At 65.6% G+C, this 22,981-nt stretch carries 25 protein-coding genes; 7 read left to right on the top strand and 18 right to left on the bottom strand.

Annotated features, from left to right (window positions below):
• Positions 1–5: 5 nt before the first annotated feature.
• From V6D40_RS07570 to V6D40_RS07545, 6 genes are all read right to left on the bottom strand, one after another.
• Positions 6–674, bottom strand: a complete 669-nt coding sequence (locus V6D40_RS07570; RefSeq protein ID WP_334289750.1) for a hypothetical protein — start codon at positions 672–674, stop codon at positions 6–8.
• Positions 667–1,695 carry a porphobilinogen synthase gene (hemB, locus tag V6D40_RS07565; protein WP_334289749.1) on the bottom strand — a complete coding sequence of 343 codons (1,029 nt, stop codon included), beginning with the start codon at positions 1,693–1,695 and terminating at the stop codon, positions 667–669. Before hemB ends, V6D40_RS07570 begins: the two co-directional genes overlap by 8 nt.
• Before the next feature lie 35 nt (positions 1,696–1,730).
• Positions 1,731–3,452, bottom strand: coding sequence for a uroporphyrinogen-III synthase (locus tag V6D40_RS07560; protein WP_334289748.1), 1,722 nt, complete (start codon positions 3,450–3,452; stop codon positions 1,731–1,733).
• A 133-nt stretch (positions 3,453–3,585) separates the two neighbouring features.
• On the bottom strand, positions 3,586–4,494 hold the full coding sequence (hemC, locus tag V6D40_RS07555; RefSeq protein WP_334289747.1) for a hydroxymethylbilane synthase: 909 nt from the start codon (positions 4,492–4,494) through the stop codon (positions 3,586–3,588).
• Positions 4,491–5,819 carry a glutamyl-tRNA reductase gene (locus V6D40_RS07550; RefSeq protein WP_334289746.1) on the bottom strand — a complete coding sequence of 443 codons (1,329 nt, stop codon included), beginning with the start codon at positions 5,817–5,819 and terminating at the stop codon, positions 4,491–4,493. Before V6D40_RS07550 ends, hemC begins: the two co-directional genes overlap by 4 nt.
• A 42-nt stretch (positions 5,820–5,861) precedes the next feature.
• Positions 5,862–6,080 (bottom strand): glutaredoxin family protein, encoded by a 219-nt coding sequence (locus tag V6D40_RS07545; RefSeq protein WP_334289803.1) that lies wholly within the window; start codon positions 6,078–6,080, stop codon positions 5,862–5,864.
• A 112-nt stretch (positions 6,081–6,192) separates the two neighbouring features.
• On the opposite strand from V6D40_RS07545, the gene V6D40_RS07540 reads away from it, so the two are divergent.
• Positions 6,193–7,209 carry an HAD family hydrolase gene (locus V6D40_RS07540; protein ID WP_334289745.1) on the top strand — a complete coding sequence of 339 codons (1,017 nt, stop codon included), beginning with the start codon at positions 6,193–6,195 and terminating at the stop codon, positions 7,207–7,209.
• A 355-nt stretch (positions 7,210–7,564) separates the two neighbouring features.
• On the opposite strand, the gene V6D40_RS07535 is transcribed toward V6D40_RS07540, so the two are convergent.
• From V6D40_RS07535 to V6D40_RS07515, 5 genes are all read right to left on the bottom strand, one after another.
• The gene (locus tag V6D40_RS07535) at positions 7,565–7,666 is read right to left on the bottom strand and encodes a 30S ribosomal protein bS22 (RefSeq protein ID WP_003855542.1); all 102 of its coding nucleotides are present in this window, start codon (positions 7,664–7,666) and stop codon (positions 7,565–7,567) included.
• A gap of 179 nt (positions 7,667–7,845) precedes the next feature.
• Positions 7,846–8,049 carry a helix-turn-helix domain-containing protein gene (locus V6D40_RS07530; protein WP_334289744.1) on the bottom strand — a complete coding sequence of 68 codons (204 nt, stop codon included), beginning with the start codon at positions 8,047–8,049 and terminating at the stop codon, positions 7,846–7,848.
• Between the two features lie 173 nt (positions 8,050–8,222).
• A complete protein-coding gene (gene proC, locus V6D40_RS07525) occupies positions 8,223–9,086 on the bottom strand; it encodes a pyrroline-5-carboxylate reductase (RefSeq protein WP_334289743.1) in 864 nt (287 codons plus the stop codon).
• A gap of 78 nt (positions 9,087–9,164) precedes the next feature.
• Positions 9,165–10,049 (bottom strand): hypothetical protein, encoded by an 885-nt coding sequence (locus tag V6D40_RS07520; RefSeq protein ID WP_334289742.1) that lies wholly within the window; start codon positions 10,047–10,049, stop codon positions 9,165–9,167.
• Entirely contained in the window at positions 10,049–11,014 is a 966-nt protein-coding gene (locus V6D40_RS07515; protein WP_334289741.1) for a Ppx/GppA phosphatase family protein, read from the bottom strand. The genes V6D40_RS07520 and V6D40_RS07515 overlap by 1 nt, the downstream gene beginning before the upstream one ends.
• A gap of 33 nt (positions 11,015–11,047) precedes the next feature.
• Here V6D40_RS07515 and V6D40_RS07510 point away from each other — a divergent pair, with 33 nt between their 5' ends.
• Positions 11,048–11,950 carry a hypothetical protein gene (locus tag V6D40_RS07510; RefSeq protein WP_334289740.1) on the top strand — a complete coding sequence of 301 codons (903 nt, stop codon included), beginning with the start codon at positions 11,048–11,050 and terminating at the stop codon, positions 11,948–11,950.
• On the opposite strand, the gene V6D40_RS07505 is transcribed toward V6D40_RS07510, so the two are convergent.
• From V6D40_RS07505 to V6D40_RS07495, 3 genes are all read right to left on the bottom strand, one after another.
• Positions 11,947–12,636, bottom strand: a complete 690-nt coding sequence (locus tag V6D40_RS07505; RefSeq protein ID WP_334289739.1) for a response regulator transcription factor — start codon at positions 12,634–12,636, stop codon at positions 11,947–11,949. The two genes, V6D40_RS07510 and V6D40_RS07505, sit on opposite strands and share 4 nt — an antisense overlap.
• Entirely contained in the window at positions 12,633–13,754 is a 1,122-nt protein-coding gene (locus V6D40_RS07500) for a sensor histidine kinase (RefSeq protein ID WP_334289802.1), read from the bottom strand. Before V6D40_RS07500 ends, V6D40_RS07505 begins: the two co-directional genes overlap by 4 nt.
• A gap of 86 nt (positions 13,755–13,840) precedes the next feature.
• Positions 13,841–14,587: a phosphoglyceromutase gene (locus V6D40_RS07495; RefSeq protein WP_334289738.1), complete on the bottom strand. Its 747-nt coding sequence runs from the start codon at positions 14,585–14,587 to the stop codon at positions 13,841–13,843.
• Between the two features lie 34 nt (positions 14,588–14,621).
• Here V6D40_RS07495 and V6D40_RS07490 point away from each other — a divergent pair, with 34 nt between their 5' ends.
• Positions 14,622–15,758: a hypothetical protein gene (locus V6D40_RS07490; RefSeq protein WP_334289737.1), complete on the top strand. Its 1,137-nt coding sequence runs from the start codon at positions 14,622–14,624 to the stop codon at positions 15,756–15,758.
• Here the strand turns inward: V6D40_RS07490 and mshA are convergent.
• Positions 15,755–17,032 (bottom strand): D-inositol-3-phosphate glycosyltransferase, encoded by a 1,278-nt coding sequence (gene mshA, locus V6D40_RS07485; RefSeq protein WP_334289736.1) that lies wholly within the window; start codon positions 17,030–17,032, stop codon positions 15,755–15,757. The two genes, V6D40_RS07490 and mshA, sit on opposite strands and share 4 nt — an antisense overlap.
• A 78-nt stretch (positions 17,033–17,110) precedes the next feature.
• Here mshA and V6D40_RS07480 point away from each other — a divergent pair, with 78 nt between their 5' ends.
• On the top strand, positions 17,111–18,859 hold the full coding sequence (locus V6D40_RS07480; RefSeq protein WP_334289735.1) for a long-chain-fatty-acid--CoA ligase: 1,749 nt from the start codon (positions 17,111–17,113) through the stop codon (positions 18,857–18,859).
• Here the strand turns inward: V6D40_RS07480 and V6D40_RS07475 are convergent.
• The gene (locus V6D40_RS07475; protein ID WP_334289734.1) at positions 18,856–19,857 is read right to left on the bottom strand and encodes a UDP-N-acetylmuramate dehydrogenase; all 1,002 of its coding nucleotides are present in this window, start codon (positions 19,855–19,857) and stop codon (positions 18,856–18,858) included. The genes V6D40_RS07480 and V6D40_RS07475 overlap by 4 nt on opposite strands.
• A gap of 24 nt (positions 19,858–19,881) precedes the next feature.
• Between V6D40_RS07475 and V6D40_RS07470 the strand changes: the two genes are divergently transcribed.
• The 3 genes from V6D40_RS07470 to V6D40_RS07460 are packed head-to-tail and all read left to right on the top strand — an operon-like array spanning position 19,882 to position 22,026.
• On the top strand, positions 19,882–20,373 hold the full coding sequence (locus tag V6D40_RS07470; RefSeq protein WP_334289733.1) for a DUF2505 domain-containing protein: 492 nt from the start codon (positions 19,882–19,884) through the stop codon (positions 20,371–20,373).
• Between the two features lie 28 nt (positions 20,374–20,401).
• A complete protein-coding gene (locus tag V6D40_RS07465) occupies positions 20,402–21,217 on the top strand; it encodes a class I SAM-dependent methyltransferase (protein ID WP_334289801.1) in 816 nt (271 codons plus the stop codon).
• 5 nt (positions 21,218–21,222) lie between these two features.
• Positions 21,223–22,026: an LmeA family phospholipid-binding protein gene (locus V6D40_RS07460; RefSeq protein ID WP_334289732.1), complete on the top strand. Its 804-nt coding sequence runs from the start codon at positions 21,223–21,225 to the stop codon at positions 22,024–22,026.
• Between the two features lie 21 nt (positions 22,027–22,047).
• Here the strand turns inward: V6D40_RS07460 and V6D40_RS07455 are convergent, their stop codons facing one another.
• Together V6D40_RS07455 and V6D40_RS07450 are read right to left on the bottom strand one after the other, a co-directional pair.
• Positions 22,048–22,365: a DUF2516 family protein gene (locus V6D40_RS07455; RefSeq protein WP_334289731.1), complete on the bottom strand. Its 318-nt coding sequence runs from the start codon at positions 22,363–22,365 to the stop codon at positions 22,048–22,050.
• A gap of 15 nt (positions 22,366–22,380) precedes the next feature.
• Positions 22,381–22,977, bottom strand: a complete 597-nt coding sequence (locus V6D40_RS07450; RefSeq protein ID WP_334289730.1) for a CGLAU_01105 family protein — start codon at positions 22,975–22,977, stop codon at positions 22,381–22,383.
• Between the last annotated feature and the right edge of the window lie 4 nt (positions 22,978–22,981).

Here is a 22,981-nt window from a genome sequence, read left to right as displayed (position 1 = left end):
TGTTCTTACGCTCCTTTATCACCGGGGCCCGCGCTTCCGCCGCGCCCCTTGGTGGGCGGTGCACCAGCTTCCGCCCAGTCAGTCGCTTCCTTCTGGGAAGCGTAAAACAGGCCGAGCGCACCCGCCACGCCGATAATGATCTGCACGACGCCGTCGAACGCGTAGAACGCCAGCGGCACGGCGGAGGCGGCGGGCTTCGCCACAAACACGGCGAGCACGCGCACAGCGAAGAAAACTGAGAACACTTGCAGCAGACGGCGAGCGGTCGGAGCCCACTTCTTCTGCTTCTGCAGGGCAACCAGTGCGGTTACAAACAGCGCGATGATAGCTAACTGGATCAACGCGGCGATAGCAATGGAACCCCACATGCTGGCCGAAACCACCGATTCGGGAACCTCTTCGCCCTTGGTCTTCGCCGCCTGCTTTGCGGCGGCGATGAGCTCGCTCGGGTCGATAACGATGGCGACAACCGTGAGGATCTGGTGGAGCAGCTCGCCGGCGATCATGACCGCCCAGCTCAACAGCATCAATCGCACAGCCTCCGGCTGCTTCGGGTTCTTCGACGGGCCTTTCTTGCGGTCCACAGCAGCCGGGTCGACGTGCGATCCGGTCTCCGGGTTGACCGGCGGCCCGGCTGGCGCAGAAGGCCCCGGAGGCGCGGGGATGTTAGCCACGGCCGCCGCCCAGACGCTTGGCCGCCTCGATGGCGTAGTAGGTCAGAATCTGGTCGGCGCCTGCGCGCTTGATGCCGATGAGGGACTCCATCATCGTCTCTTCGAAGTCGATCCAGCCGTTCTGCCCGGCAGCTACCAGCATCGCGTACTCGCCAGAGACCTGGTACGCGGCGACCGGAACCGGCGACATCGCGGCCACCTCGGCCAGCACGTCGAGGTACGGCATCGCGGGCTTGACCATGACGAAGTCTGCGCCTTCGTCGATATCCAGCTGCGTCTCCAAGATGGACTCGCGGATATTGGCCGGGTCCTGCTGGTAAGTGCGCCGGTCGCCCTTGAGCGACGATCCCACGGCGTCGCGGAACGGGCCGAAGAACTTCGACGCGTACTTGGCGGAGTACGCCATAATCGCCACGTCGGTGAAGCCGGCCTCGTCCAGCGCAGTGCGGATCGCCTCAATTTGGCCATCCATCATCCCCGACGGGCTGACAATGTGGGCGCCCGCCTCAGCCTGCGCTACCGCCATCTTGGTGTAGAGATCGACCGTTGCGTCGTTGTCCACCACTTCGCGGCCCCAGCGGTCGGTGGTGAGCACGCCGCAGTGACCGTGGTCCGTGAACTCGTCCAAGCAGGTGTCAGCCATGATCAGCAGGTCGTCGCCAAACTCGGCGCGCAGCTCCCGGAGGTTGCGGTTGAGCACGCCGTCGGCGTCCCAGGCCACCGAGCCTTCTGCGTCCTTGTCCTCGTCCACCGGGACCCCGAACAGGTCGACACAGGTCACCCCGGCGTCGAGCGCTTCGTGGCAGATCGCCTTCAAGCTGTCGGTGGTGTGCTGGTACACACCCGGCATCGAAGTGATCTCGCGGGGAGCATCGATGCCGTCGGCCACGAAGAGCGGGAGGATGAAGTCCGCCGGGGTCAGCCGCGTTTCGGCCGTCAAAGTGCGGATTTGCGGGTTCTGCCGCAGGCGGCGCGGGCGGCGCAGCAGCGGCAGGGAGTGGGCGTTGCGATCTTGCGACATGTGCCCCATCTTAGGACGAGGGGCAAATTATCGTGCTAGCTCGCGGTATCCGCGACGTCCTGGCCGGCAGCAGCGGCGGTGTCCTCGCTCGCCTTGCGGCGCGCGCGGCGCTTCTTGCGCGGCGGCGGCAGCTGGCCGGCGGCGCGCAGGTCGGCAACATGGGCCGCGAGGGCGTCGACAAGCGAAGGCACGTCTGCCACCTCGGGGACGACGTCGACGCGCAAGCCCTGCTCCCGCGCCTCCGCAGCGGCCATCGGACCGATGCAGGCGATGATCGTGCGCGGGTGCGGTTTGCCGGCGATGCCGACCAGGTTCTTGACCGTGGACGCGGACGTGAAGCACACCGCGTCGAAGCCGCCGGACTTGATCATGTCGCGCACCTCAGGCGCCGGCGGGGCGGCGCGCACGGTGCGGTACGCCACCACGTCGTCAACCTCCCAGCCCTTCTCCACCAGGCCGTCCACCAGCACGTCCGTTCCAAGGTCCGCTCGCGGCAACAGCACGCGGGAGACTGGATCGATGTCTTCGACGTACTCGGGGAAGACTTCCACCAGGCCGGCGGCGTTCTGCTTCGTGCGGTGCGGCAGCACCTCCGGAAACATGCCGCGGGCGCGCACGGCGTCGGCGGTCTTCTCCCCCACCGCGGCGAGGTGCACTCCAGCGAACGAGCGCGCGTCGAGGCCGAGTTCCTCGAACTTGTCCCACACCGCGTCCACCGCGTTGGTCGAGGTGAACACGACCCACTGGTAGCGGCCCTCAACGATGCCCTTGATCGCGCGGTCCATCTGCGCGGGGTTGCGGGGCGGCTCCATGGAGATCGTGGGCACGGACTGCGGGATCGCGCCGTAGGAGCTCAGGCGGGTGTTCATAGGACCCGCCTGTTCCTTCGCGCGGGGCACGAGCACGCGCCAGCCGTAGAGCGGGCGGTTCTCCCACCAGGAGTATTTCGCGCGCTCATCCGGCACGGTGCCGAGGGTGACCACCAGCGAGCCAGACAGGTCGGCATCCAACTTCGCCAGGGTCTCAAGCGTGGCGTCGAAGGTGCGCTGCAGCCGCGTCGTGCCGTTCGTGGTGACCGAGACCGGAGTCGAGCCCGTGAATCCGCGCTGCGTGAGCTCAGCAACCATGACCGCGAGGTGCTCCTGCGCGGCCTGGAACACCAGGGGCTGCGGCGCGGTGGCCAGCTGGTCCCAGTCCACCGACTCGTTTGCCAGGTCGGTTTCGGTGTAGGTCGAGCCCAGCGCGATGCCGGCGAAACTCGGCACCGTCGACGGCAGGCTCATGCCCGGCACCACCTGGAATTCGAGCCCGGCAGCCGCCGCTGCGGAGACCTCCGCCATGACCGAATCGCGGGTCAGCGGGTTACCGCACACCAGGCGGATCACGTCGCCCTCGCCGCCTTCGCCGCGCTCGGCCAACTCCTCAGCGTCCGCGAGGGCAGCTTTTAGCTTGTCGACGATCCCTTCAACCCCACACTCAACCTCAACGACCTCCGCTGCGGTCGGGTCCTCGGGGCGGGCGGGTTTGCGGCGCGCGCCGGCCTCTTTGGCCTCAGCGACCATCTGCTCGTACGCGGCGTCGGCGGCCTCGAGCTTGGATTTCGGCACTGGCAACCCAGCGGCGATGACGTTTTGGACCCCCTGAGAAACCTGCGGATCCACCAGCGCGATAGCATTGGATTCCAACACCTCGCGAGCGCGGATGGTCAGCAGATCGGGGTTTCCCGGGCCTGCACCGACGAAGATGATCTTTGTCATAAGTGAACTTTTCTAAGGCACAAGTAGTCGTCTCGGCAAAAAGGCCCCGTTTAAGGGACCCGATAGCACCGAGACTTGGGTGTGTTTGCTAGGTCCACCTTAAGGTGGACGCGTCTCGAAACAAAAACGCGTCTTAGGCGTCGCCCATCACAACCGCCGCGCCGCGCTCCAACAGCGCCGCGGCAACCCGCTTCCCCAGTTCCTCAGCCGAATCCGCCGGGCCCGCCAGTGTTTCGACGATTTTTTTCGAGCCGTCGAGAGCGAACACGCCGGCGCTCAAAGTGAGCACGTCCTCACCGCCGGTCTCCCCGCCGTAGGTGGCGTACGCCGCGACCGGTGCGGTGCAGCCAGCCTCCAGCGTCGCCAGCACCTGGCGCTCTGCGCGCGCCTGCACCGTCGCAACCCGGTCGGACAGCGCATCGATCGCGCTGCGCGTTTTGTCGTCGCCACTGCGGCACTCCACCGCCAGTGCGCCCTGGGCAGGCGCCGGCATAAGCACGTGCGGCTCGAAGATTTGGGTGGCCCGCTCGGCGTAGCCGCCGCGGGACAGCCCCGCGTACGCCAAAACGATCGCGTCCAGCTCGCCGGAGGTGACGTACCCCATGCGAGTCTCGATGTTGCCCCGCAGCGGGCGGATCTCCAGGTCCGGGCGCAAACTGCGCAGCTGCGAGACGCGCCGCGGCGCTGACGTGCCCACCCGCGCGCCTTGCGGCAGTTGGTCGAGAGTCAGCCCGTCGCGGGCAATCAGTGCCTCCCGGTTGTCTTCTCGCGCGGGCACGATCAGGTGCGCCCGCGGCTCGTCCGCCGTCGGCAGGTCCTTGAACGAGTGCACGGCAATGTCCACCTCGCCGGCGAACAGCGCGTCGCGCAGCGCGGAGGTGAACACACCCACGCCGATGCGCTCGACTGGGGCCGTCGACACATCGCCGGGCGTGGTCACAATGTGCAGCTCGGCGGGGTGGCCTAACTCCCCGAGAGCGTCCCTGACGTGTCCGGACTGGGTGGTCGCGAGGTGCGATCCTCGGGTACCGATGCGCTTCATGCGTGCTCCTTTGGGTTCATGTCCTCTGGGCGCGGCAGATTCTGCGCGTCGACGGCGATGCTCGACCTGCCGATGCCGAACAACTCCTCGAACACGGTGTCAATGCTGACGGTGTTCGAGGACGCCGCGAGCTCCTTGATCTTCACCGTCGGCGTGTGGAGCAACTTGTCCACAACGCGGCGCACGGTGCGCGAGACCTGTTCGAAGTCGTCGTCCGCCATCTCGGGTAGCTTCGCGCGCAGCTTCTCCAGTTCGAGTTCCTGAATCTCGTTCGCGGTCCGGCGCAGCTGCGCCACGGCCGGGGCAACCTCGCGGACGCGCTGCTCCGAGGAGAACGCCTCGACCTCTTCAGCCACAATGCTCTGGGCGAGTCGCAGCGCGGTCGCGTCCTCACGCGACGCATCCCCGCGGCGTTTGTGCAGGTACTCAATGTTGATGAGGCGCACACCCTCGCGGGAGACGACGTCGTCGGCGATATCGCGGGGCAGCGACAGGTCGATCAGCGTGGCGGGCCCCGAAAGGTCCTCCGCGGTGATGGTGAACCCGTCCGACGCAGTTGCAGAGACGGTGATGTCCGCCCGCGAAATCGCTCCGGCGCGCGCGTTGAAGTCCACAACCTCGGCGCTCACGCCCGCCTCGCGCGCGTGCTCGGCGAGGCGCTCGGCGCGCGAGCGCGTGCGGTTGGCAATGATCAGTTTGCTCACCCCGCGCTTGCCCAACTGCGTCGCCGCGAGCGAGCTCATCGCCCCGGCGCCGAGCACCAGCGCTGTTTTGCCCTCGAACCCGGACGCATCCATGGCTGCCGCGGCCTCGTCCAAAGCGAAGGAGACCATCGACACGCCCTCGCCGTCGATGCTGGTCTCGGAGTGCACGCGCTTGCCGGTGTGCAGGGCTGTTTGGGCGAGCGAGTGCAGCGTCGGGCCCACGGTGCCGCGCTCGGCGGCGTCGAGATACGCCGTGCGCACTTGGCCGATGATCTGCTGCTCTCCAACCACCATCGAGTCGAGGCCGGCGGCGACGGAGAACATGTGCTCCGCGGCCGCGTCGGCGTAACGCACGTAGAGATAGGTGCGCAGCTCCGCCTCGGAGACACCTGAGACGTCCGCCAGCACCTCCAGCACGTCCTCCACCCCGGCGTGGAACGCGTTGGTCACGGTGTAGATCTCTAAACGGTTGCACGTCGAGATGATCATCGCTTCGCTCAGCGACGCCTGATCCACCAACGCCGCCCCGGTCTGGTTTTGCACCGCGGCGTCCATACTCAACCGCTCAAGCAGCGCGACTGGAGCCGAGCGGTGGGACATCCCCACGACCAATACGCTCACGCAATTCCTCCTCAGCTGCGAATCAACCGAAAGTATAATGCCTTAGGATTCGAGCTCTGTTTCCAGCTCGTGAAGGTCCACTTCCCAGCACGCGAATTCCTCTCCGTCGATCACCACCACCGGCACTCGGTCGCCGAATTCCGCAGCCAGCTCGGGGTCGGTGTCCACATCCACGGTCCGCATCAGGGCATCATGCTTATCGACGACGCCCTGCACCTCCCCAGCCACCCTCACACACGAACCGCAGCCTTCGCGCACCATAATCTCGACCGTCTTCACACCCGTTCCTCCTCGTCTTCCTCAGCGCCACCATCCGGTACCATGAACTAATCCGTTCACGCTAACAGCAGAAAGGCGGGCTTTAAGGAAAGCCATGGCTGAGCCCAGTGAGCTGCTTTCGCAGTGGAGCGTCTCGCACGGTAACTTGCGCCGTTTTTTCGAGGACCGCGCTCTGCCCCCGATCGACGAAGCATCCCAGCGCACCGCCGGCGAGGCCGCAGCCGCAGCCGCTATCGAGGAGACGTTCGGTATCAGCATCGAGGACTTCTCCCTCGGCGTGCACTCCGTCGGCGGCGCGTTCGCGACTGCCGGTCGCCCGCATCTGACCCAGCCCGACCCGGACATCCCAGTCGATGTCGGCGCCGCCGCCTTTTTCGACGTCGACAACACACTCATCCAGGGCTCGTCGTTAATCCTGCTCGCCGAAGAGCTGGCCAAGCGCCGTTTCATCTCAATTCGCGAACTCCTGCCCGCCGTGGTCAAGCAGCTGCGCTACCGCATCTCCGGCTCCGAAAACGCCGACGACATTGCTGAGGGTCGCGAGCAAGCTCTCGCCATCGTCCGCGGCAAGTCTGTCGCCGAACTTCAGGAGCTGTGCCGCGACATCGTCGACCGGCACATGCTGACCAAGGCGTACCAGGACACCATCGAGCTCGGCGCGATGCACATCGCAGCTGGCCAACAGGTGTGGCTTGTCTCTGCTACTCCTGTGCAGATTGGTCAGGCGCTGGCGGAGCGCCTTGGATTCACCGGCGCGCTGGGCACCGTCGCGGAGGAAGAAGACGGGGTGTTCACCGGCCGCCTCGTCGGCGACATCCTGCACGGACCGGGCAAGAAGCACGCCGTCGCCGCGCTCGCTGCAATCCAGCAGCTGGACTTAGGCAAGTGCACTGCATACTCGGACTCGGTCAACGATCTGCCGATGCTCGAGATGGTCGGCGAGCCCATCGCCGTCAACCCTGACAGAAAACTACGCCAGCACGCGAAGGCCCGCGGGTGGGCCATCCGCGACTACCGCTCCATGCGCCGCGTCACCCGCTCGTACGCGCTTCCAGCTCTTGCCGTCGCCGCCCTCGGCGCGGGTGCCTTCGCACTGAACCGCCGCCGCTAGGCCAGAGCCGAGGGGTGAGGCTTCTCTAAGTTAGAAGCCCGCCGCGGATTATGCGCGGCAGAATTTCACCCCACCTGCAACAGCAGCATCAACCCCGCGAGGACACTTCCCCGCCGAGTTGACCGTCACCCACCGCGTTTCCCCAGGACATTATGCGAGGCATAATTTCGCCCCACCAGCCCCACGGGCCACACCCGCAGGTTGAGAAGCTGCCGCGGATTATGCGTGGCAGAATTTCGCAACACCTGTCACAGCCACGGGTCCACCAGATCGAGCACTGTCCACCGTCAGGCATAAAAAACCGCCCCCGCTGCAGACAGTTTCTGCTGCGGAGACGGTGTGAAGCCCAGAAGACTTACTTGCCAAGCTTGCGACGCTGAACGCGCGTGCGGCGCAGCATCTTGCGGTGCTTCTTCTTGGACATACGCTTGCGGCGCTTCTTAATTACAGAACCCATTGGGTTTGCCTCGTTTCTACAAATCGGTACATGTACTCGTTCACCGGCAGGCCAGGCCGGTTGGAATGGGTAACAGCTTACCCAGTGCCCCTCGCTGGAGACAAAAAGAGAAACGTCCGACGCCTCACCCAAAGGGCGGCGCCGGACGGGCTTTGGGGTGCGGAGCTAAGCGCAAAGGCTTAGACCGCATCCGTTCCCACGTCGTACACCGAGGACTCGAGGTACTCGCTGACCGCGGTCTCGTTCACGCGGAACGAGCGACCCACGCGCACAGCCGGCAGCTCACCGGAGTGCACGAGGCGGTAGACGGTCATTTTGGAAACGCGCATAATCTCCGCGACTTCCGCGACGGTAAGGAACTTACCCTTCTCTTCATTTGCCATGTTATTAACCTTCCGCACGGTAGGCGCGCTGTAGGCTTCCCCTCCCACAGGACGGACACGCACGTGCTCACGCGAGCCTACCGTGAACCTTGTGCCACGCGCGACTTATGATCTAAAAATTTTTCAAAGTGCTGTGAGATCGCTCGTGTGATTCACGGGACGAAGCGGGCGGGCTACAGACCAAGCTCGGCAGAGCGCGCGGCACACGCTTCAGTTGCTCGGTAGACCGCGCCGCGCAAACCCGATTCCTCCAGCTCGCGGATTGCGCGCACCGTTGTGCCCGCGGGAGACGACACCGCCGCGCGCAGCTGAGCCGGCGAGACTGGGCCTGAAAGCATCACACCTGCCCCCTCCGCCGTGGATGTCGCCAGCTGGGTAGCCAAGTCGCGGCTTAGGCCGAGGGAAACGCCGGCGTCGATTAGCGCCTCTGTGAACAGGAAGTAGTACGCGGGACCTGAGCCGGAAATCGCCGTCACCGCGTCCATCTTCGCTTCGGCGACCTCGACAACCTCGCCAGCGGAGGCGAGCAGGCAGCGCACCACCCGGCGCTGCTCTTCGGTGACGTAGCGCCCCCACGACACTGCGAAGACTCCCTTGCCCACCAGCATCGGGGTGTTCGGCATAACGCGGACGAGCGGCGCACCGGCGGTGGGGACCGCCGCCTCCATCGCGCTTAGGGTCACACCCGCCGCCATCGACACCAGCACGGTCGCGACGTCGTTGCCTTCGACAACCTCGCCGATCTCCTCGAGCACCTCCCCGATCTGGGCGGGCTTGACGCACAAAAAGACGGCTTCAGCTTCCTGAACGGCTTCGCGGTTGTCGGTCTCAGTGTGGACCTGGTAGCGCGCGGCCAACTCATCCGAGTGCTGCGCCGAGCGGTTTGTCGCGGTGATTGTCTTCGGGTCTACGTCCGCGTCGATCAAGCCAGCGATCAGCGCCTCGCCGATGTTGCCGGCTCCGATGACTGCGATCTTGCGAACGCCCTTCGCCTGCTCCACCGCGGTTTGCTCCACAGTCTCCTCTGGTGTGTCCATACCGGCCAAGCCTAAACACGTTCACCCCGCCGGTCTAGGCGGCGGCCTAGAGGCGGGGTGAACGGTAAGGGGAGAGATCTATAGCAGTGCGGGGCCGAATGCGACAACGATCGCGGCGATACCCGCCAGCGCGGTGGTGAGCCAATCGCGGCCGGTACCCAACGCGCGTGCTCCGAAGATCGCGCCGGCGACAGCAGCGATGCCCAGCACCGCCGCGAGGATGGCCGAGGTGTTCGCCCAGAGCCACTGGAAGAGCAGGAAGCCGGCGACACCGACAAGCACGCCGAGGAAAACCAGTAGGACCAGAAGGATCGGGTTGACGCCCTCCTCCTCAACCACGATCTCATCGGCGGGAACAGTCTCAGGCTCGAGGAACTCGTCGAGTTCATCCGCAGGTTCAGTAACCTCAACCGGATCGGTGTCCTCGACGGGAACTTCCACCACCGGCACTGCATTCGGCGACGTCTCCGCCATCGACGGCGCGGGTTCCTTCGCCTCTGCCACAGGCTCGACGCGATCGACACGCTCCGGCTCCGGTGCGGCAACCTTGCGCAGAACCGTCGTCTCTTCGCCTGTCTGCTCTTCACGCGCCGGTTTCGCAGCCTCAGCCTTCGGCGCCTCAACCTTTGGCGCTGCAGCTTTCGGTGCCTCAGCCTTGGGCGCAGCAGCCTTCGGCGTCGCCTCCTTCGGCGCAGGCGCAGAGTATCGAGTGGAGCCCGGCACCTTTGGCACTTCCGTCTTCGGCTTTTCAACCTTCGGCTCTGGCGCGTCGATTGGCACGGAAGAGTGGCGCGACTCGACCGGCTTGGCCTCGACCTTCTTCAAGGACCCGGTGAGTTCTGCGACGGACACACCGCCGTCTTCCAAGCTGCGACGACGACGCCGGCGCGTCCCTGCCTCGGGGTTCTCCTGTTGCGCCTTGGCCAGGATCTCCGCGACGGTGAGTTGCTTCTGCTCAGACATCAGTCGTCCGCTCCTTCATCCATTCCTCCGGCACCGGCTGCGGTGTCCTGGTCGATCCACTTCAGGATGACACCCTCGCGCAGCGCCCACGGACAGATTTCCAACTTATCAATGTTTAGCGCGCGCATCGCGGCTTCCGCGACCAGCGCGCCGGCAACAATTTGGTGGGAACGATCCGAGTTGATGCCCTCGAGTTCCGCGCGGTCCGCAGCGGTCATGCGGGAGATGAACGCGATGAGCTGGCGCAGGCCCGGCGCGGTCAACGTCCGCTTAACGTACGGCCCGGCAGATGACGGCGCGGCACCAGTCAGGCGGGCAAGCGAGCGGAAGGTCTTCGACGTGCCGACTGCTAGGCCGGCTTCGCCCATGGCGCGGAACTGCTCAGCGGGGCCAGCAAGCTCTGCGTCGATGTAGTCGCGCAGCAGGTTGATCTTTTTGCGCTCCGGCGGATCGGTGTCAAACCACTCGTGGGTGAGCCGGCCCGCACCGAGGTCGAGCGACACCGCGAGGTCGGGGATCTCTTCGGTGCCGGTAGACATCTCTAGTGAGCCGCCGCCGATATCTAAGTTGGTGATGCGACCTGCTGACCAGCCGTACCAGCGGCGCGCCGCGAGGAACGTCAGCCGCGCTTCTTCTTCCCCGCTGAGCACGCGCAGGCGAACGCCGGTTTTTTTCTCCACGCGCTTAAGCACCGCGTCAGAGTTCGAGGCGGAGCGCACAGCAGAAGTAGCAAACGCCAAAAACTCCTCGCAGCGGAGGTTGTCCGCGAGGTCGGAGGCTTCTTGGACAGCGCCGACGAGCTTGTCCACGCCCTTGTCTTCGATGTTGCCGTCTTTATCAATCAGCTCCACCAACCGAAGCGGTTGCTTCCAGTCCGACATCGGGGTTGGCCGGCCGCCGCTGTAGGCATCCACTGCCACGAGATGGACAGTGTTGCTGCCTACGTCCAATACACCTAAACGCACACAGCCAGCGTAACGGGTCTACGGTACCAAGGTGTGAATCAACCAGCCTCTCAACCAGTTTTCCTTGGATTTCCTGTGAATTCCCCCGCTGGGAGGTCTATTGCCGCTGGGCGGGAGCTGCCCCCGGATTTCCCCCGCGAGTGGTTCGAGTTCGTACATCCGGAAGATCCGCTGCACTCGTTCTCCATTGACTTAACATGGGCCGAATCGACGTGGTCCTGCCGCTTCGGCACACCGCAGTGCCACGGCGTGAACGCTGACTTGCCGGTTGTTGGTTGCTGCACGCACGGGGCGTACCTTGCCGACGAAACCGACCGCGACGATCTCTACGCCGCTGTCGGCGACTTGCCGGCACACTTCTGGCAGCTTCGCCCCGCGGGTGTCGACGAGTACCTGGCCAACCCCGACCCAACCCAGCTGGAACCGTGGCTGGAGTGGGACGACGATGATGAAGAACCGTCAGTAAAAACGAAGGTTATCGACGGCGCGTGCATCTTCGCCAACCGAAGCGACGCCGAGACGGGGCCGGGCTGCGCGCTGCATCAATGGGCGGTGGCTGCGGGTAAGAACCTCGTCGGATCGAAGCCAGAGGTGTGCTGGCAGGTGCCATTCTCCCGAGTCGACGAGTGGGAGGAGCGCCCGGATGGCCAGGAAATTCTGCGCACCACCATCGGCGAGTACGACCGTCGTCAGTGGGGCGGCGGGGGCGAGGACTTCGATTGGTGGTGCACGGCCGACCCGACGTGCCACACCCAAACCTCCGACGGCACACGCGAGCCGGTGTGGGTCACGATGAAAGATGAGTTAATCGGATTGATCGGCGAGGAACCCTACGCGGTGTTGGCGGCGCACTGCCGGGCACGCCGAGCGCTTCCCGCCGAAGTCAAGGCGGTGCACCCAGCAACGCGCGCCGCCGACGAGCGCGAGGGGGCTTAGGCCTCGAACTTGTAGCCCAAGCCTCGCACTGTAACCAGCTGGGTCGGGCGCGAGGGCTCTTTCTCAATCTTGGTGCGCAGGCGCTTGACGTGCACGTCCAGAGTCTTTGTGTCGCCGACGTAATCGGCTCCCCAAATCCGGTCGATCAACTGGGCGCGGGTGAGGACCCGGCCGGCGTTGCGCATCAGGTACTCGAGGAGGTCGAACTCTTTCAGAGGCATGGCGACGGGCGCCCCGTCGACAAACACCGTGTGACGCTCGACGTCCATGCGCACTCGACCGCCCTCGATAATCTGGTCGTCGAACTCCTCAACTTCTTCGATCTCCGGGCCGCGGCGTAGCACCGCGCGGATGCGGGCAACCAGCTCGCGGGTGGAGTAGGGCTTGGTCACGTAATCGTCGGCGCCAAGCTCGAGGCCGACGACCTTATCTATTTCAGAGTCGCGGGCGGTGACCATGATGATCGGCACGTCGGACTCGGCGCGCAGCTTGCGGCACACGTCGGTCCCGCTCATGCCGGGCAGCATCAGGTCGAGCAAGACGAGGTCCACGCCGTCGTCGCTAAACTGCTCCAGCGCGCTCGGGCCGTCGGCGGCCATGATCGTCTCGAACCCCTCCTTGTTGAGGAGGTACGCGAGCGGTTCCGCGAGCGATTCTTCGTCTTCAACGATGAGAATTGTCGTCACTTCTCTTGGTTACCCTTCGTGTTCTCCGGCCGGCTGTCAGGCTGGTAAATCGGCAGCTCGATGGTGAACGTAGAGCCCGTCCCAAGACGGGACCACAACTTGATATTACCGCCGTGGTTTGCCACCACATGCTTGACAATGGCCAAACCCAAACCAGTGCCCCCGGTCGAGCGCGAACGCGCCTTGTCCACGCGGTAGAAACGCTCGAAGACGCGCTTCTGGTCTTCCGGCGCAATGCCGATGCCGCGGTCGGTCACCCGGACCAGCACGACGTTCTCGCGCACCACCTTCTGCGAGATACTCACCGGCTGCCCGTTCGGCGAGTAATTGATCGCGTTCGAGACCAAGTTGGACACCGCCGCCGTCAAAAGCGGGCGGTCCCCCATCACCCGGATGCCGGTGTGCGGACCACGGGTTATGTCGATCTCGCGGCTTTCGGCGTTGACGTGGTTGCGCTCGATGGCGTCGTCGATCACGTCGTCGATGCTCACGGGCACCATCTCCGGCAGTGCTTCGGCGCCCTGCAGCTTGGACAGGCTGATCAAATCCGTGATCATCTCGCCCATGCGGTGGGATTCTTTCACCAGCTTCTGGCCGAAGTGCTCCACCATCTCCTCGTCGCCCGGGTCCTGCAGCAGGGCCTCCGCCAACAGGGCCATGCCACCGACCGGTGTTTTGAGCTCGTGTGAGACGTTGGCGACGAAGTCGCGGCGGGCGGACTCCATGCGCACGTTCTCGCTCTCGTCGGTGGCGTACGCGATCACGTAGGCACTCTGGGTCAGCGCGAGCGGCTTCACCACCACCGACACGTTGCGGATGCGGCTGCCGGTCGCCCGCCTTGGCAGGTCAAGATCCAGCGTGTGCGTCTCGGAGTCGACGAACGCCACGAGCGCCGCGTCCCACACCTCGGGGTTGATGGTGCGGTCGTGCACGATCGACATGTCGTGCGCCCGCGGGTTCGACATGATGACGCGACCGGAGCGGTTGAAGATTGCGATGCCCGTCGGCGAGCCCTGGACCGCCAAATTCAGAAGCTGGCTGACGGTCTGGATCTCGTCGTCGTTGCTGGACTCCGCCGAGCTGTTGCGGTCGCGCCAGCTACGCACGGAGGAGTACATCCAGCACGCCAATACGGCGAGCGCCGCGCCGAGCAGGAACGCGACAATGGGTGCTACACCCACGGTGTCGCTACCTCCCTATCGGTTTACTTCTGGCCCTGGTTCGCCACAGCCGCAGCGCCAGCCTCGGCCGCCTCGGGGTCCAAGTAGGTGCCGCCCGGGTTGGTAACACGGCCGGTTTCATCGAACTCGTAGACCAACGGCATACCGGTCGGAATGTTGAGCCCGGCGATGTCGTCGTCGGAGATGTTATCCAGGTACTTCACCAACGCGCGAAGCGAGTTGCCGTGGGCTGCGACCATGACGGTCTTACCCGCGAGCACCTCGGGCAGGATGCGGTCGATGTAGTACGGCAGGAAGCGTTCCACCACGTCCTTCAAGCACTCGGTGCGGGGCACCTCGGGCAGAAACGCGTAGCGCGGGTCATCGGTCTGCGCGTACTGGTTGTCGGTGTCGATCTCCGGAGGCGGGGTGTCGTAGGAGCGGCGCCACTCCATGAACTGCTCTTCGCCGAATTCCTCGCGGATCTCGGCCTTGTTCAGGCCCTGCAGCTTGCCGTAGTGGCGCTCGTTGAGGCGCCAGTTGCGCTCGACCGGAATCCAGTGCCGGTCGGCGGCGTTCAGCGCGATGTTGGCGGTGCGGATCGCGCGGCGCAAAAGCGAGGTGAACACCACATCCGGCAGCACGCCCTTGTCCACCATGAGCTTGCCGGCGTTGACGGCCTCGGCCTCGCCCTGCTCGGTCAGATCGACGTCAACCCAGCCGGTGAACTGGTTGGATTTATTCCACTCGCTCTGGCCGTGACGGACCAGGATCAGCTTTCCGTTACCCATGTAATAAAGCATGCCATGCTTTAGACTGACCGGCATGAACTTGAGGTTTTCACGAGCGGCTGCGGGCATGATCGCAGCCGCACTGTCGTTTTCTGCCGTTCCCGCCGCACATGCAGCAGAGCCGGCGCTCGCCGCTCCCGGCGCGCCGATGCGCATGCTGCCGGTCAACCCGCCAGCGACCATCACCAACGTCTACGGGGACCAGGTGAAGGTGCCGCCGGAGGCGTTCGTCCAGTTGTGTTCCCAGGGCCCGATTGGCACGATCCGCACCCTCGATGGCACGACGCAGCACGTCATGCTCACCGCTTCGCACTGCATCAACCCGATGCCGGGCATGCCTGCGATGGACGACGCCGTCAGTGTCAACGTCGACGGGGAGTACCAGCGCATCGGCACCCGCGGCCACTCCAACCACGTGCCGCCGGCGGCACTCGACCTGTCGGACCCGGTGGCCACTTACAACACGGCGGACTGGGGCGTCGTGCTGATCGACGATGGGGTGACCGACACACGCACCGCCCAGTCCCGCGGCAACGGCCAGGCGCAACCGTCTGAACCGGTGGTGCTGACCTCGATCAAGGACTACCGCACGCTAGCCCCCGGCGCGATCTCCTTCGACAACGCCGGCCAGCCGATCTGCAAGGACGGATCCACCACCGGCCGCACCTGCGGCACGCAGCTGTTCCGGAACCGCGACGGCGTCTTCTCCTGGGACTTGAACTACGTGGTGGGCGACTCCGGCGGCGTGAACTACGACCCGCGAGACAACTCCGTGATCGGCGTGAGCTCCATGGTGCTCGGCCCGCTGGGTAAGGCGCAGGCCGCCGACCGCATTATTGAGGAGGCCTACGGTATCCCGGACGGCGCGGTCAACGACCACTTCACACTGACCGAGTCCACCGCCCCGCACGCTGCGCTTCCGACTGCGGCTGAGGAGTTCGCTGACATGGGCGAGCAAATCGAGGCGATGAACCCGGATCTCGCGCAAACCGACCCGAAGGCGGAGCTGGACAAGGCGATCGCCGGTGCACAGCAGGATGCCCAGCGCATTGTGGACGAAGCGCTCCGCGGCAACCTCGACATCGCGGAGGCGCAACACACCGCGGGCTACCACGCCGGCAAGCTCACCCAGCTGGGCGAGCTCGCCCTCCAGCAGAAGCTGCTCGGCTAAACCCCGGCCGGCTGGCGGGTGGCGGCCTGCGGGTCGAACCCGTCGAGCACGGTTTGGTACACCTTGTAGAGCTCGCTTGCTGACGCGCGCCACGAAAATTTCTTCGCGTGCGCCACTGCGGTGGTGGCCATGGTGATGCGCAGGTGGTCGTCGATAAGCAACTGCTCCAGCGCCGTCGCCCAATCGGCAGGGTCGTGGCCTGCCACCAGCACCCCCGACTCGCCGTCCGCCACCGCGAGCGGCAGGCCGCCCACTCGCGCTGCCACCACGGGTGTTCCTGTGGCCTGCGCCTCGACGGCGACCAGCCCGAAGCTTTCGTTGTAGCTGGGTACCGCCACGATGTCGGCGGCTTGGTACACGCTCGCCAGCTCCTGCGGGGGACGCGGGCCGAGGAAGCGAGTGATCGACGCGATGCCCTCTTCCTGGGCGATGGCGCGGTAGTGCTCCACCGACGAGCCCGCGCCGGACGCGCCGCCGCACATCACCAACCGTAAGGGGGCGTCCAACTGGTCGCGGCGCACCACCTCCCCCACCGCGCGCAGGAGCACCTGCGGACCCTTGAAATCCTGCAACCGGCCCACAAAAGCGACGACTTTCGCGTGCAGCGGGATGCCCAGCGCGCGACGGGCGCGCTCCGTGTTGCGGTCGGTGCCGGGGGTGAAAAGTTCCGTATCGGCGCCGGGGCTGACCACGGCGATCTTCTCCGTGTCGACGTCGTAGAAGCGGGCGAGCTGCTCGGTCTCGTCGGCGGTGTTGACCACCACGACATCGGCGTTGTCCACCAGCTGCTGCTCGCAGATGCGCCGAGCCTCACTTTCTGCGCCATCAACGCCAGAGGCGTTCTTCACCGCAGCCCACGTGTGCCCGGTGTGGACCAGCGGCACGCCGATGAGATCTGCCAGCAACCACCCCACCTGACCGGAAAGCCAGTAGTGAGAGTGGATGAGGTCGTACTCGAGCGCGTGACCGCCGTGGCCGTTGGTGCGCAGGAACTGGATGATCCCGCCCGCGAAGGCCGCGAGTTGGGTGGGCAGCTCGTCCTTCTCCAACCCTTCGTACGGCCCAGCCACGATGTGGATCACCCGGTACCCGGGGGCGGCCTCGACGATCTCACCGAGGCTGGGGCGCGTGGCGCGCGTGAACACGTCGACCTCCACACCCTGGCGCGAAAGCTGGGTCGCGATGTTGTGGATGTAGACGTTCATGCCCCCGGCGTCTCCGGTGCCCGGCTGCTCAAGCGGGGAAGTGTGCATGGAGATCATGGCGACGCGCATGCAGCTAGCGTAGCGCTCCCGAAGAAAGTTACGGGCTCGTACCTTACGGTTGCGTAGGTTTGGCGTATTGTTGTCCGCATGAGTACGCCCCTGAACAACGACGCACCCGGCGTGGACCCCAACGAGACGCAGCCGTGGCTGCAGTACTACCCCGAGTGGACGGACCACACGCTCGAGTACAGCAACAAGACACTGCCGGAGATCTACCTGGACAATCTCGAGCGCAACGCCCACAAACCGGCGACGCGCTTCTTCGGCCGCACGCACACGTTCGCCGAGCTTGACCGGGAGGTGCGCCGCGCCGCGGCGGGCCTCAAAGCTTTCGGCGTGCGCCCCGGCGACCGCGTGGCCATCATGCTGCCGAACTGCCCGCAGCACGTCGCCGCGTTCTACGCGGTGCACCTGATCGGCGGCGTGGTCGTTGAGCACAACCCGCTCTACACCGCTAACGAGCTGCGCCCGCAGTTCAACGACCACGGCGCCCGTGTGGCCATTGTCTGGGATAAGGCGGCGGACACGCTTGAGCAGCTGCGCGTGGACACCCCGCTGGAGACCGTGGTCAGCGTGGATATGACGAAGGCGATGCCGAAGCTGCAGCGCTTCGCCCTGCGCCTCCCGCTGCCGAAGCTGCGCGAAGCCCGCGCATCGCTGACCGGCCCCTCCACCAACACCGTGCCGTGGGAAGCGCTGGTCAGCTCTGCTATCGGCGGGGAAGGCGCCGACTTGGAAATCCCGGAAAGCGTTACCGCCGAATCCCCCGCACTGGTGCTTTACACCTCCGGCACCACCGGCGCGCCCAAGGGTGCGGTACTCACCCACACCAACTTGCTGGCTAACCCGCAGCAGGGCCGCGCGTGGGCGAAAGAGCTGCAGGAACCGGGCCAGCGCATGCTTGCCACCTTGCCCTTCTTCCACGCCTACGGCCTCGCGTTCTCGCTCACGCTGCCGATCCTGGTCGGCTCCGAGCTCATCCTGATCCCGGCCCCGAAGATGGAACTGATCATGGATGCGATGAAGAAGCACACCCCGACCTTCGTGCCGGGCGTGCCCACCGTGTTCGAGCGCATCATTAGCACGGCAAAGGAAAAGAAGATTGACCTTTCCAAGGTGCAGATCGGCTTCTCGGGTGCGTCCTCGCTGCCGGCTCAGGTGATTGAGGACTGGGAGGCGCTCACCGGCGGCTACCTGGTCGAGGGCTACGGACTGACCGAGACAGGCCCGATCCTGATCGGCAACCCGCGAAGCGCAGACCGCCGCCCCGGCTACATCGGCATCCCCTTCCCCGACACCGAAATTCGAATTGTGAACCCGGACAACCCGGACGAGCTGATGCCCTACGGCGAGGCGGGCGAGATTCTGGCGAAAGGACCCCAGGTTTTCGGCGGCTACCTCAACAACCCAGAAGCCACGGAGAAGGCTTTCCACAACGGCTGGTTCCGCACCGGCGACATGGGAGTGATGGAGGAGGACGGTTTCGTCCGCCTCGTCTCCCGCATCAAAGAACTCATCATCACCGGCGGCTTCAACGTCTACCCGGCGGAGGTGGAGGAAGTCATGCGCCGCCACCGCGACGTCAAGGACGTCGCCGTGGTCGGCCGCCCGCGCAAGGACGGTTCGGAGGACGTCGTCGCCTGTGTCGTGCTGGAAGACGGCGCGGCGCTCGACCCGGAGGGCTTAAAGGATTTCGCGCGCGAAAACCTCACCCGCTACAAGGTGCCGCGCACCTTCTACCACTTCGAGGAGCTGAACAAGGACCAGATGGGGAAGGTCCGCCGCCGCGAGGTGCGCGATTCACTGCTCGAACTGCTGGCGGAAGACCAGCGCTAGAAACCGATCCAGACCGGTTCGGGGTGGAGCTCCACACCGAACCGGTCTTTCACGCCCGCCTGCACATCCCGCGCGAGCGCAACGATGTCGTCGGCGGCGGCGCCGCCGCGGTTGGTCAGCGCCAGGGTGTGCTTGGTGGACAGGCGAGCCGGCGCGCCCTCACCCGGGTAGCCGCGCGGGAACCCGGCGCGCTCAATCAGCCACGCGGCCGACAGTTTCTCGGTGCCGTCGGCCGCCGCGTAGCGCGGCATGGCGGCCTCGCCCACGCTGCGCTCGATCTCTTCGGCGAGCGCGGCCGGCACGACCGGGTTGGTGAAAAACGAGCCAGCGGACCACGTGTCGTGGTCGGCGGCGTCGAGCACCATGCCCTTTGATCGGCGGGTCTGAAGGACAGACTGGCGGGCTTCAGCGAGCGGGACCTCGCGCCCGCCCAAGTGGCGGAGCGGGATAGAGCGGTCCGTGGGGTTAAGCTTCAGCTCGATCTCCAGCACCACGGCACGGTTAGTGAATTTCAAGTTGGAGTAGCGGTAGGCCAAGTCCAGCGCGGACGCGTCGACCCACTCGTCGCGCCCGGTCTCCCGGTTGTGCAGGCGCACGCGCGTGAGCACGTCCGAGATCTCGGAGCCGTAAGCGCCGACGTTTTGCACCGGGGTCGCGCCCGCGGAGCCGGGGATGCCGGAAAGCGCCTCGATGCCGCCGAGGCCGTGATCGACGGCGAAAGCGACCACGTCGTCCCACGGGGTGCCGGCTTGGATGGAGATGGTGGTGGCGTCGACAAGCGAAATGCCCTCGTTGCGCACCAGCACCGCCGTAAGATCCAGCGGACCGTCAGCCACTACCAAGTTCGATCCCCCGCCGACCACCAAAAGCGGGCGGCCGTCGGCGTCGAGCCGGGCGACCGTCTCCGCGATTTCTGCGGCGGAGGTGCACGCGGTCACCTCCACGGGCGTGCCGCCGACGCGCAGTGTGGTCAGATGGGCGAAAGATAAGTCCTGCACCTATCTCACGGTAGTCTGTTGACCATGACTGTACGTAGCGAAACCTCCGTTACCATCAACCACCCGGCACAGAAGGTCGCCGAGGCGTACGCGTCCAAGGCGTACTGGGAGTTCATCGCAGAGAAGCTCTCCCCGGAGCCGGGCTCGCTCAACGAGTTCACGGGCAACCAGGCCGTGCTGTTCGAGATCCTGCCGAAGTCCATCATGCCGGCCGCCGCGCAGGCCATGATTTCCCAGGACCTGAAGCTCAAGCGCGTAGTGAACATCGGCGAGCTCGACGGCGGCCGCGCCACCCACACCTTCACCGGCGACGTGAAAGGCACCCCGGTGGACTTTTCCGGCGAGATCGAGATGACCGGCGAAGGCGACACCACCACCCTGGCGTACGACAACGAGGTCAAGGTGGACATCCCCTTCATGGGCGCGGCGCTCGAGCCGAAGGTGGCCGAGGCGCTGGAGGAGATCGTGGGCAACGAGGCCAAGCTCACCGAGCAGTGGATCTCCGAAAACCTCTAACCCTGTTCACACTTTCCAACGAAAAGCGCTGATGGCGCACTACCACAACCTGCGGGCGCAGGCGGGCCCCGGAAAGCCGTACGGCGTGATCACGCGCGGCACCACCGGGGTAAACCGCCTGCGCCGCTGTGATCGTTGGACCAGGTTCAACCCGCAGGTGCAATCGCTTCTGCGCTCGGTTCCGCAGCCGCTGGCGCTCGATGTGGGCTACGGCGCCTCCCACACCACCACGGTGGAGTGGGCCGGGTGGTTGCGCCAGATCAACCCGCGGGTAGAGGTGGTCGGCCTCGAGATCGACCCCCAGCGAGTTCTGCCGCCGCGCGATCGCGTGCGCTTCGAGCTTGGCGGGTTCGAGCTCGCCGGGTACCGCCCGCAGCTCGTGCGCGCCTTCAACGTGCTGCGCCAGTACGACGTGGCGGATGTCGCCGACGTGTGGGAGGAAGTCTGCTCGCGCCTCGCGCCCGGCGGGTTGTTCATCGAGGGCACCTGCGACGAGCTCGGTCGCCGGGGGGCTTGGGTGCTTCTCGACGCCGCGGGGCCCAAAACCCTCACCCTGGCCTGGGACCCCCACGACGTCGCCTCCCCCAGCGACGTCGCCGAGCGGCTGCCCAAGGTGCTCATCCACCGCAACGTGGAGGGAGAGGCCATCCACGCGCTGCTTGCCGACGCCGACGCCGCTTGGGCCAACGCCGCCGGATGGGCACCCCACGGCCCGCGCGTGCGCTGGCGCGAAGCGCAAGCGGAGCTGATCCGCCGCGGCTGGCCCGTCACGCCGCAGCGGCGCCGACTGAGAGACAACGCGCTCACAGTCGATTGGGCCGCTGTCGCGCCATCCGTAGACTGAACCGCATGAAAACAGCGTGGAAGGTCATCGTCGGAATTCTCGCGGCGCTGCTGGTGCTCCTGATCGTCGCCGAGATCGGGGTGCGCATGTTCCTCACCAACCAGATCACCAAAGGCGTCGAGCAGCAATCTGCCGGCCAGGCGGTCGCAGCCGGCCAACCGGAGGTGTCCTTCGGCTCGCAGCCGGTCACGCTGGGCCTGCTCACCGGGTCGCTACCGCACCTGACGGTGACGACCCCTTCAACGCTCACAGTCAGCGGCGACACGATCTCCGGCGAGCCCGGCGCCACCATCAAAATGGACAAGGTCAACATTGTCGACGGCGAGCCGGTGGCGCAGGCCTTCACACTTACCACCGAGCTGCCGAACGACTTCCTGCGCGCCACGCTAAACCAGTCGCTGCACGAACAGCTGGGCGACAACCGCTGGCTGGACAGCCTGATCACCGTCTCCGAGGTGACCACCGATCCAGCAAACGGCACCTTCACCGTGCTGTTCACCAGCGGTGTGGCCGGTATCGAGCTGCGCCCGGCGCAGACGGGCGGCGGGGTCTCGTTCGAAGCCGAGAGCACCCAGCTCTTCGGCTTCAACCTGCCCAGCGAGGTCGCAGGCGTGATCAACAACTCGCTCGAAGAAGGGATGGCGTCCTTCGGGAACTCGCAGATGCACCTCAGCGACGTCGCCGTCACCCCGGACGGCTTACAGATGCAGCTGAGCGGCGAGAACGTGAACTTCAACGAGCTGCAGCAGTCCTTGGTGCCATCGCCGCAGGGCACCCAGCAACAAGAAAAGCCGGCCTACGCCGGCTAAAAGTGGGCTGGTCGCAGCGGGTTACCAAGCGCCGCCGCTGTTGCCCTCGATCTCTCTGACCTGCGGGCGGACATCGAAGTAGTAAATACCCACCGCTACGGCCGCGAACCACGCGATGAACGGCAGCCGCAACAGCAGCGCCAACGTGGACAGAGCCAAAATCGCGACCCACGTCATCTTCGGCTGGCGGCCCGCTGCCTCGAACGCGTCGGCCCGCGTGATGGATGCGAAGATGACACCCGCGATGCCGGCGACGCCCACAGCGACGAAGAGGATGCGCTCAGCCACCACGGGGATTCGCATGATCGTGGTGATTTGATCGAGGGCTGATGCATCCATGCAGGCGGATCTCCGTTACTTGTTCAGGTCGGCGGCGGTGCTGCCACCCTCGTTGTCGACGATTTCGCCGTCGATGATATCACCGGCCTCGTGGCGGCCAGCAGCGTCCTCGCTGCTGGTGAACTGGTCCTGAATGCGCTCGACCAAGTCGTCGAAGCGGGTGCGCAGATCCTTCAGGGTGCTCTCCGCGGTCTCGGAGCCGGACGCGTCGACGCGGTCGAGGCGCTCGTTGAAGGACTGGCGGATGTCGGCGACCGACTTGCTCAAAGATGCCTTCGCGTCGTCGGTGAACTTCAGGTCGCGCTCGCGCAGCGAGTTAAAAGCCTTCTCCGCCTCGTTGGTCACGTTGGCGGCCCAGGAGCGGACCTCACCCTCGGTGTTCGCCGAGTTGAGGGTCTCGCGCGCGGAATCCGATGCGATCTTGAAACGCTCCGGCAGGCCCTCAGCGAACTTGCCGAATGCGGCGCCGATCGCGGAACCGGCTGCCAAGAGCGCGTCGCCCGCCTCGCGGAGGTTGTCGCGCACCTCGGAGGAAGTCTCCTCGGTCGTGGACTCTGCAGCGGCCTCGAGGTTCTCGTTGATGTTGTCGTTGATGTTGTTGTGCTCGGTCATGGGG

This window comes from Corynebacterium sp. Marseille-Q4381 (genome assembly GCF_036881695.1).
Lineage (GTDB): Bacteria > Actinomycetota > Actinomycetes > Mycobacteriales > Mycobacteriaceae > Corynebacterium.
The sequence above is the reverse complement of the archived record's forward strand: the minus strand, read 5'-3'. Positions and strand labels throughout refer to the sequence as shown.

What these genes read in the sequence shown, in the direction of transcription:
- V6D40_RS07560 (WP_334289748.1), bottom strand. Translation starts at nt 3,452, where the DNA reads ATGACAAAGATCATCTTCGTCGGTGCAGGCCCGGGAAACCCCGATCTG.
- V6D40_RS07520 (WP_334289742.1), bottom strand. Translation starts at nt 10,049, where the DNA reads ATGTCTGAGCAGAAGCAACTCACCGTCGCGGAGATCCTGGCCAAGGCG.
- V6D40_RS07530 (WP_334289744.1), bottom strand. Translation starts at nt 8,049, where the DNA reads ATGGCAAATGAAGAGAAGGGTAAGTTCCTTACCGTCGCGGAAGTCGCG.
- V6D40_RS07540 (WP_334289745.1), top strand. Translation starts at nt 6,193, where the DNA reads ATGGCTGAGCCCAGTGAGCTGCTTTCGCAGTGGAGCGTCTCGCACGGT.
- V6D40_RS07480 (WP_334289735.1), top strand. Translation starts at nt 17,111, where the DNA reads ATGAGTACGCCCCTGAACAACGACGCACCCGGCGTGGACCCCAACGAG.
- V6D40_RS07490 (WP_334289737.1), top strand. Translation starts at nt 14,622, where the DNA reads ATGAACTTGAGGTTTTCACGAGCGGCTGCGGGCATGATCGCAGCCGCA.
- V6D40_RS07460 (WP_334289732.1), top strand. Translation starts at nt 21,223, where the DNA reads ATGAAAACAGCGTGGAAGGTCATCGTCGGAATTCTCGCGGCGCTGCTG.
- proC (WP_334289743.1), bottom strand. Translation starts at nt 9,086, where the DNA reads ATGGACACACCAGAGGAGACTGTGGAGCAAACCGCGGTGGAGCAGGCG.
- V6D40_RS07500 (WP_334289802.1), bottom strand. Translation starts at nt 13,754, where the DNA reads ATGTACTCCTCCGTGCGTAGCTGGCGCGACCGCAACAGCTCGGCGGAG.
- V6D40_RS07450 (WP_334289730.1), bottom strand. Translation starts at nt 22,977, where the DNA reads ATGACCGAGCACAACAACATCAACGACAACATCAACGAGAACCTCGAG.
- V6D40_RS07545 (WP_334289803.1), bottom strand. Translation starts at nt 6,080, where the DNA reads ATGGTGCGCGAAGGCTGCGGTTCGTGTGTGAGGGTGGCTGGGGAGGTG.
- mshA (WP_334289736.1), bottom strand. Translation starts at nt 17,032, where the DNA reads ATGCGCGTCGCCATGATCTCCATGCACACTTCCCCGCTTGAGCAGCCG.
- V6D40_RS07535 (WP_003855542.1), bottom strand. Translation starts at nt 7,666, where the DNA reads ATGGGTTCTGTAATTAAGAAGCGCCGCAAGCGTATGTCCAAGAAGAAG.
- hemC (WP_334289747.1), bottom strand. Translation starts at nt 4,494, where the DNA reads ATGAAGCGCATCGGTACCCGAGGATCGCACCTCGCGACCACCCAGTCC.
- V6D40_RS07455 (WP_334289731.1), bottom strand. Translation starts at nt 22,365, where the DNA reads ATGGATGCATCAGCCCTCGATCAAATCACCACGATCATGCGAATCCCC.
- V6D40_RS07495 (WP_334289738.1), bottom strand. Translation starts at nt 14,587, where the DNA reads ATGGGTAACGGAAAGCTGATCCTGGTCCGTCACGGCCAGAGCGAGTGG.
- V6D40_RS07470 (WP_334289733.1), top strand. Translation starts at nt 19,882, where the DNA reads ATGACTGTACGTAGCGAAACCTCCGTTACCATCAACCACCCGGCACAG.
- hemB (WP_334289749.1), bottom strand. Translation starts at nt 1,695, where the DNA reads ATGTCGCAAGATCGCAACGCCCACTCCCTGCCGCTGCTGCGCCGCCCG.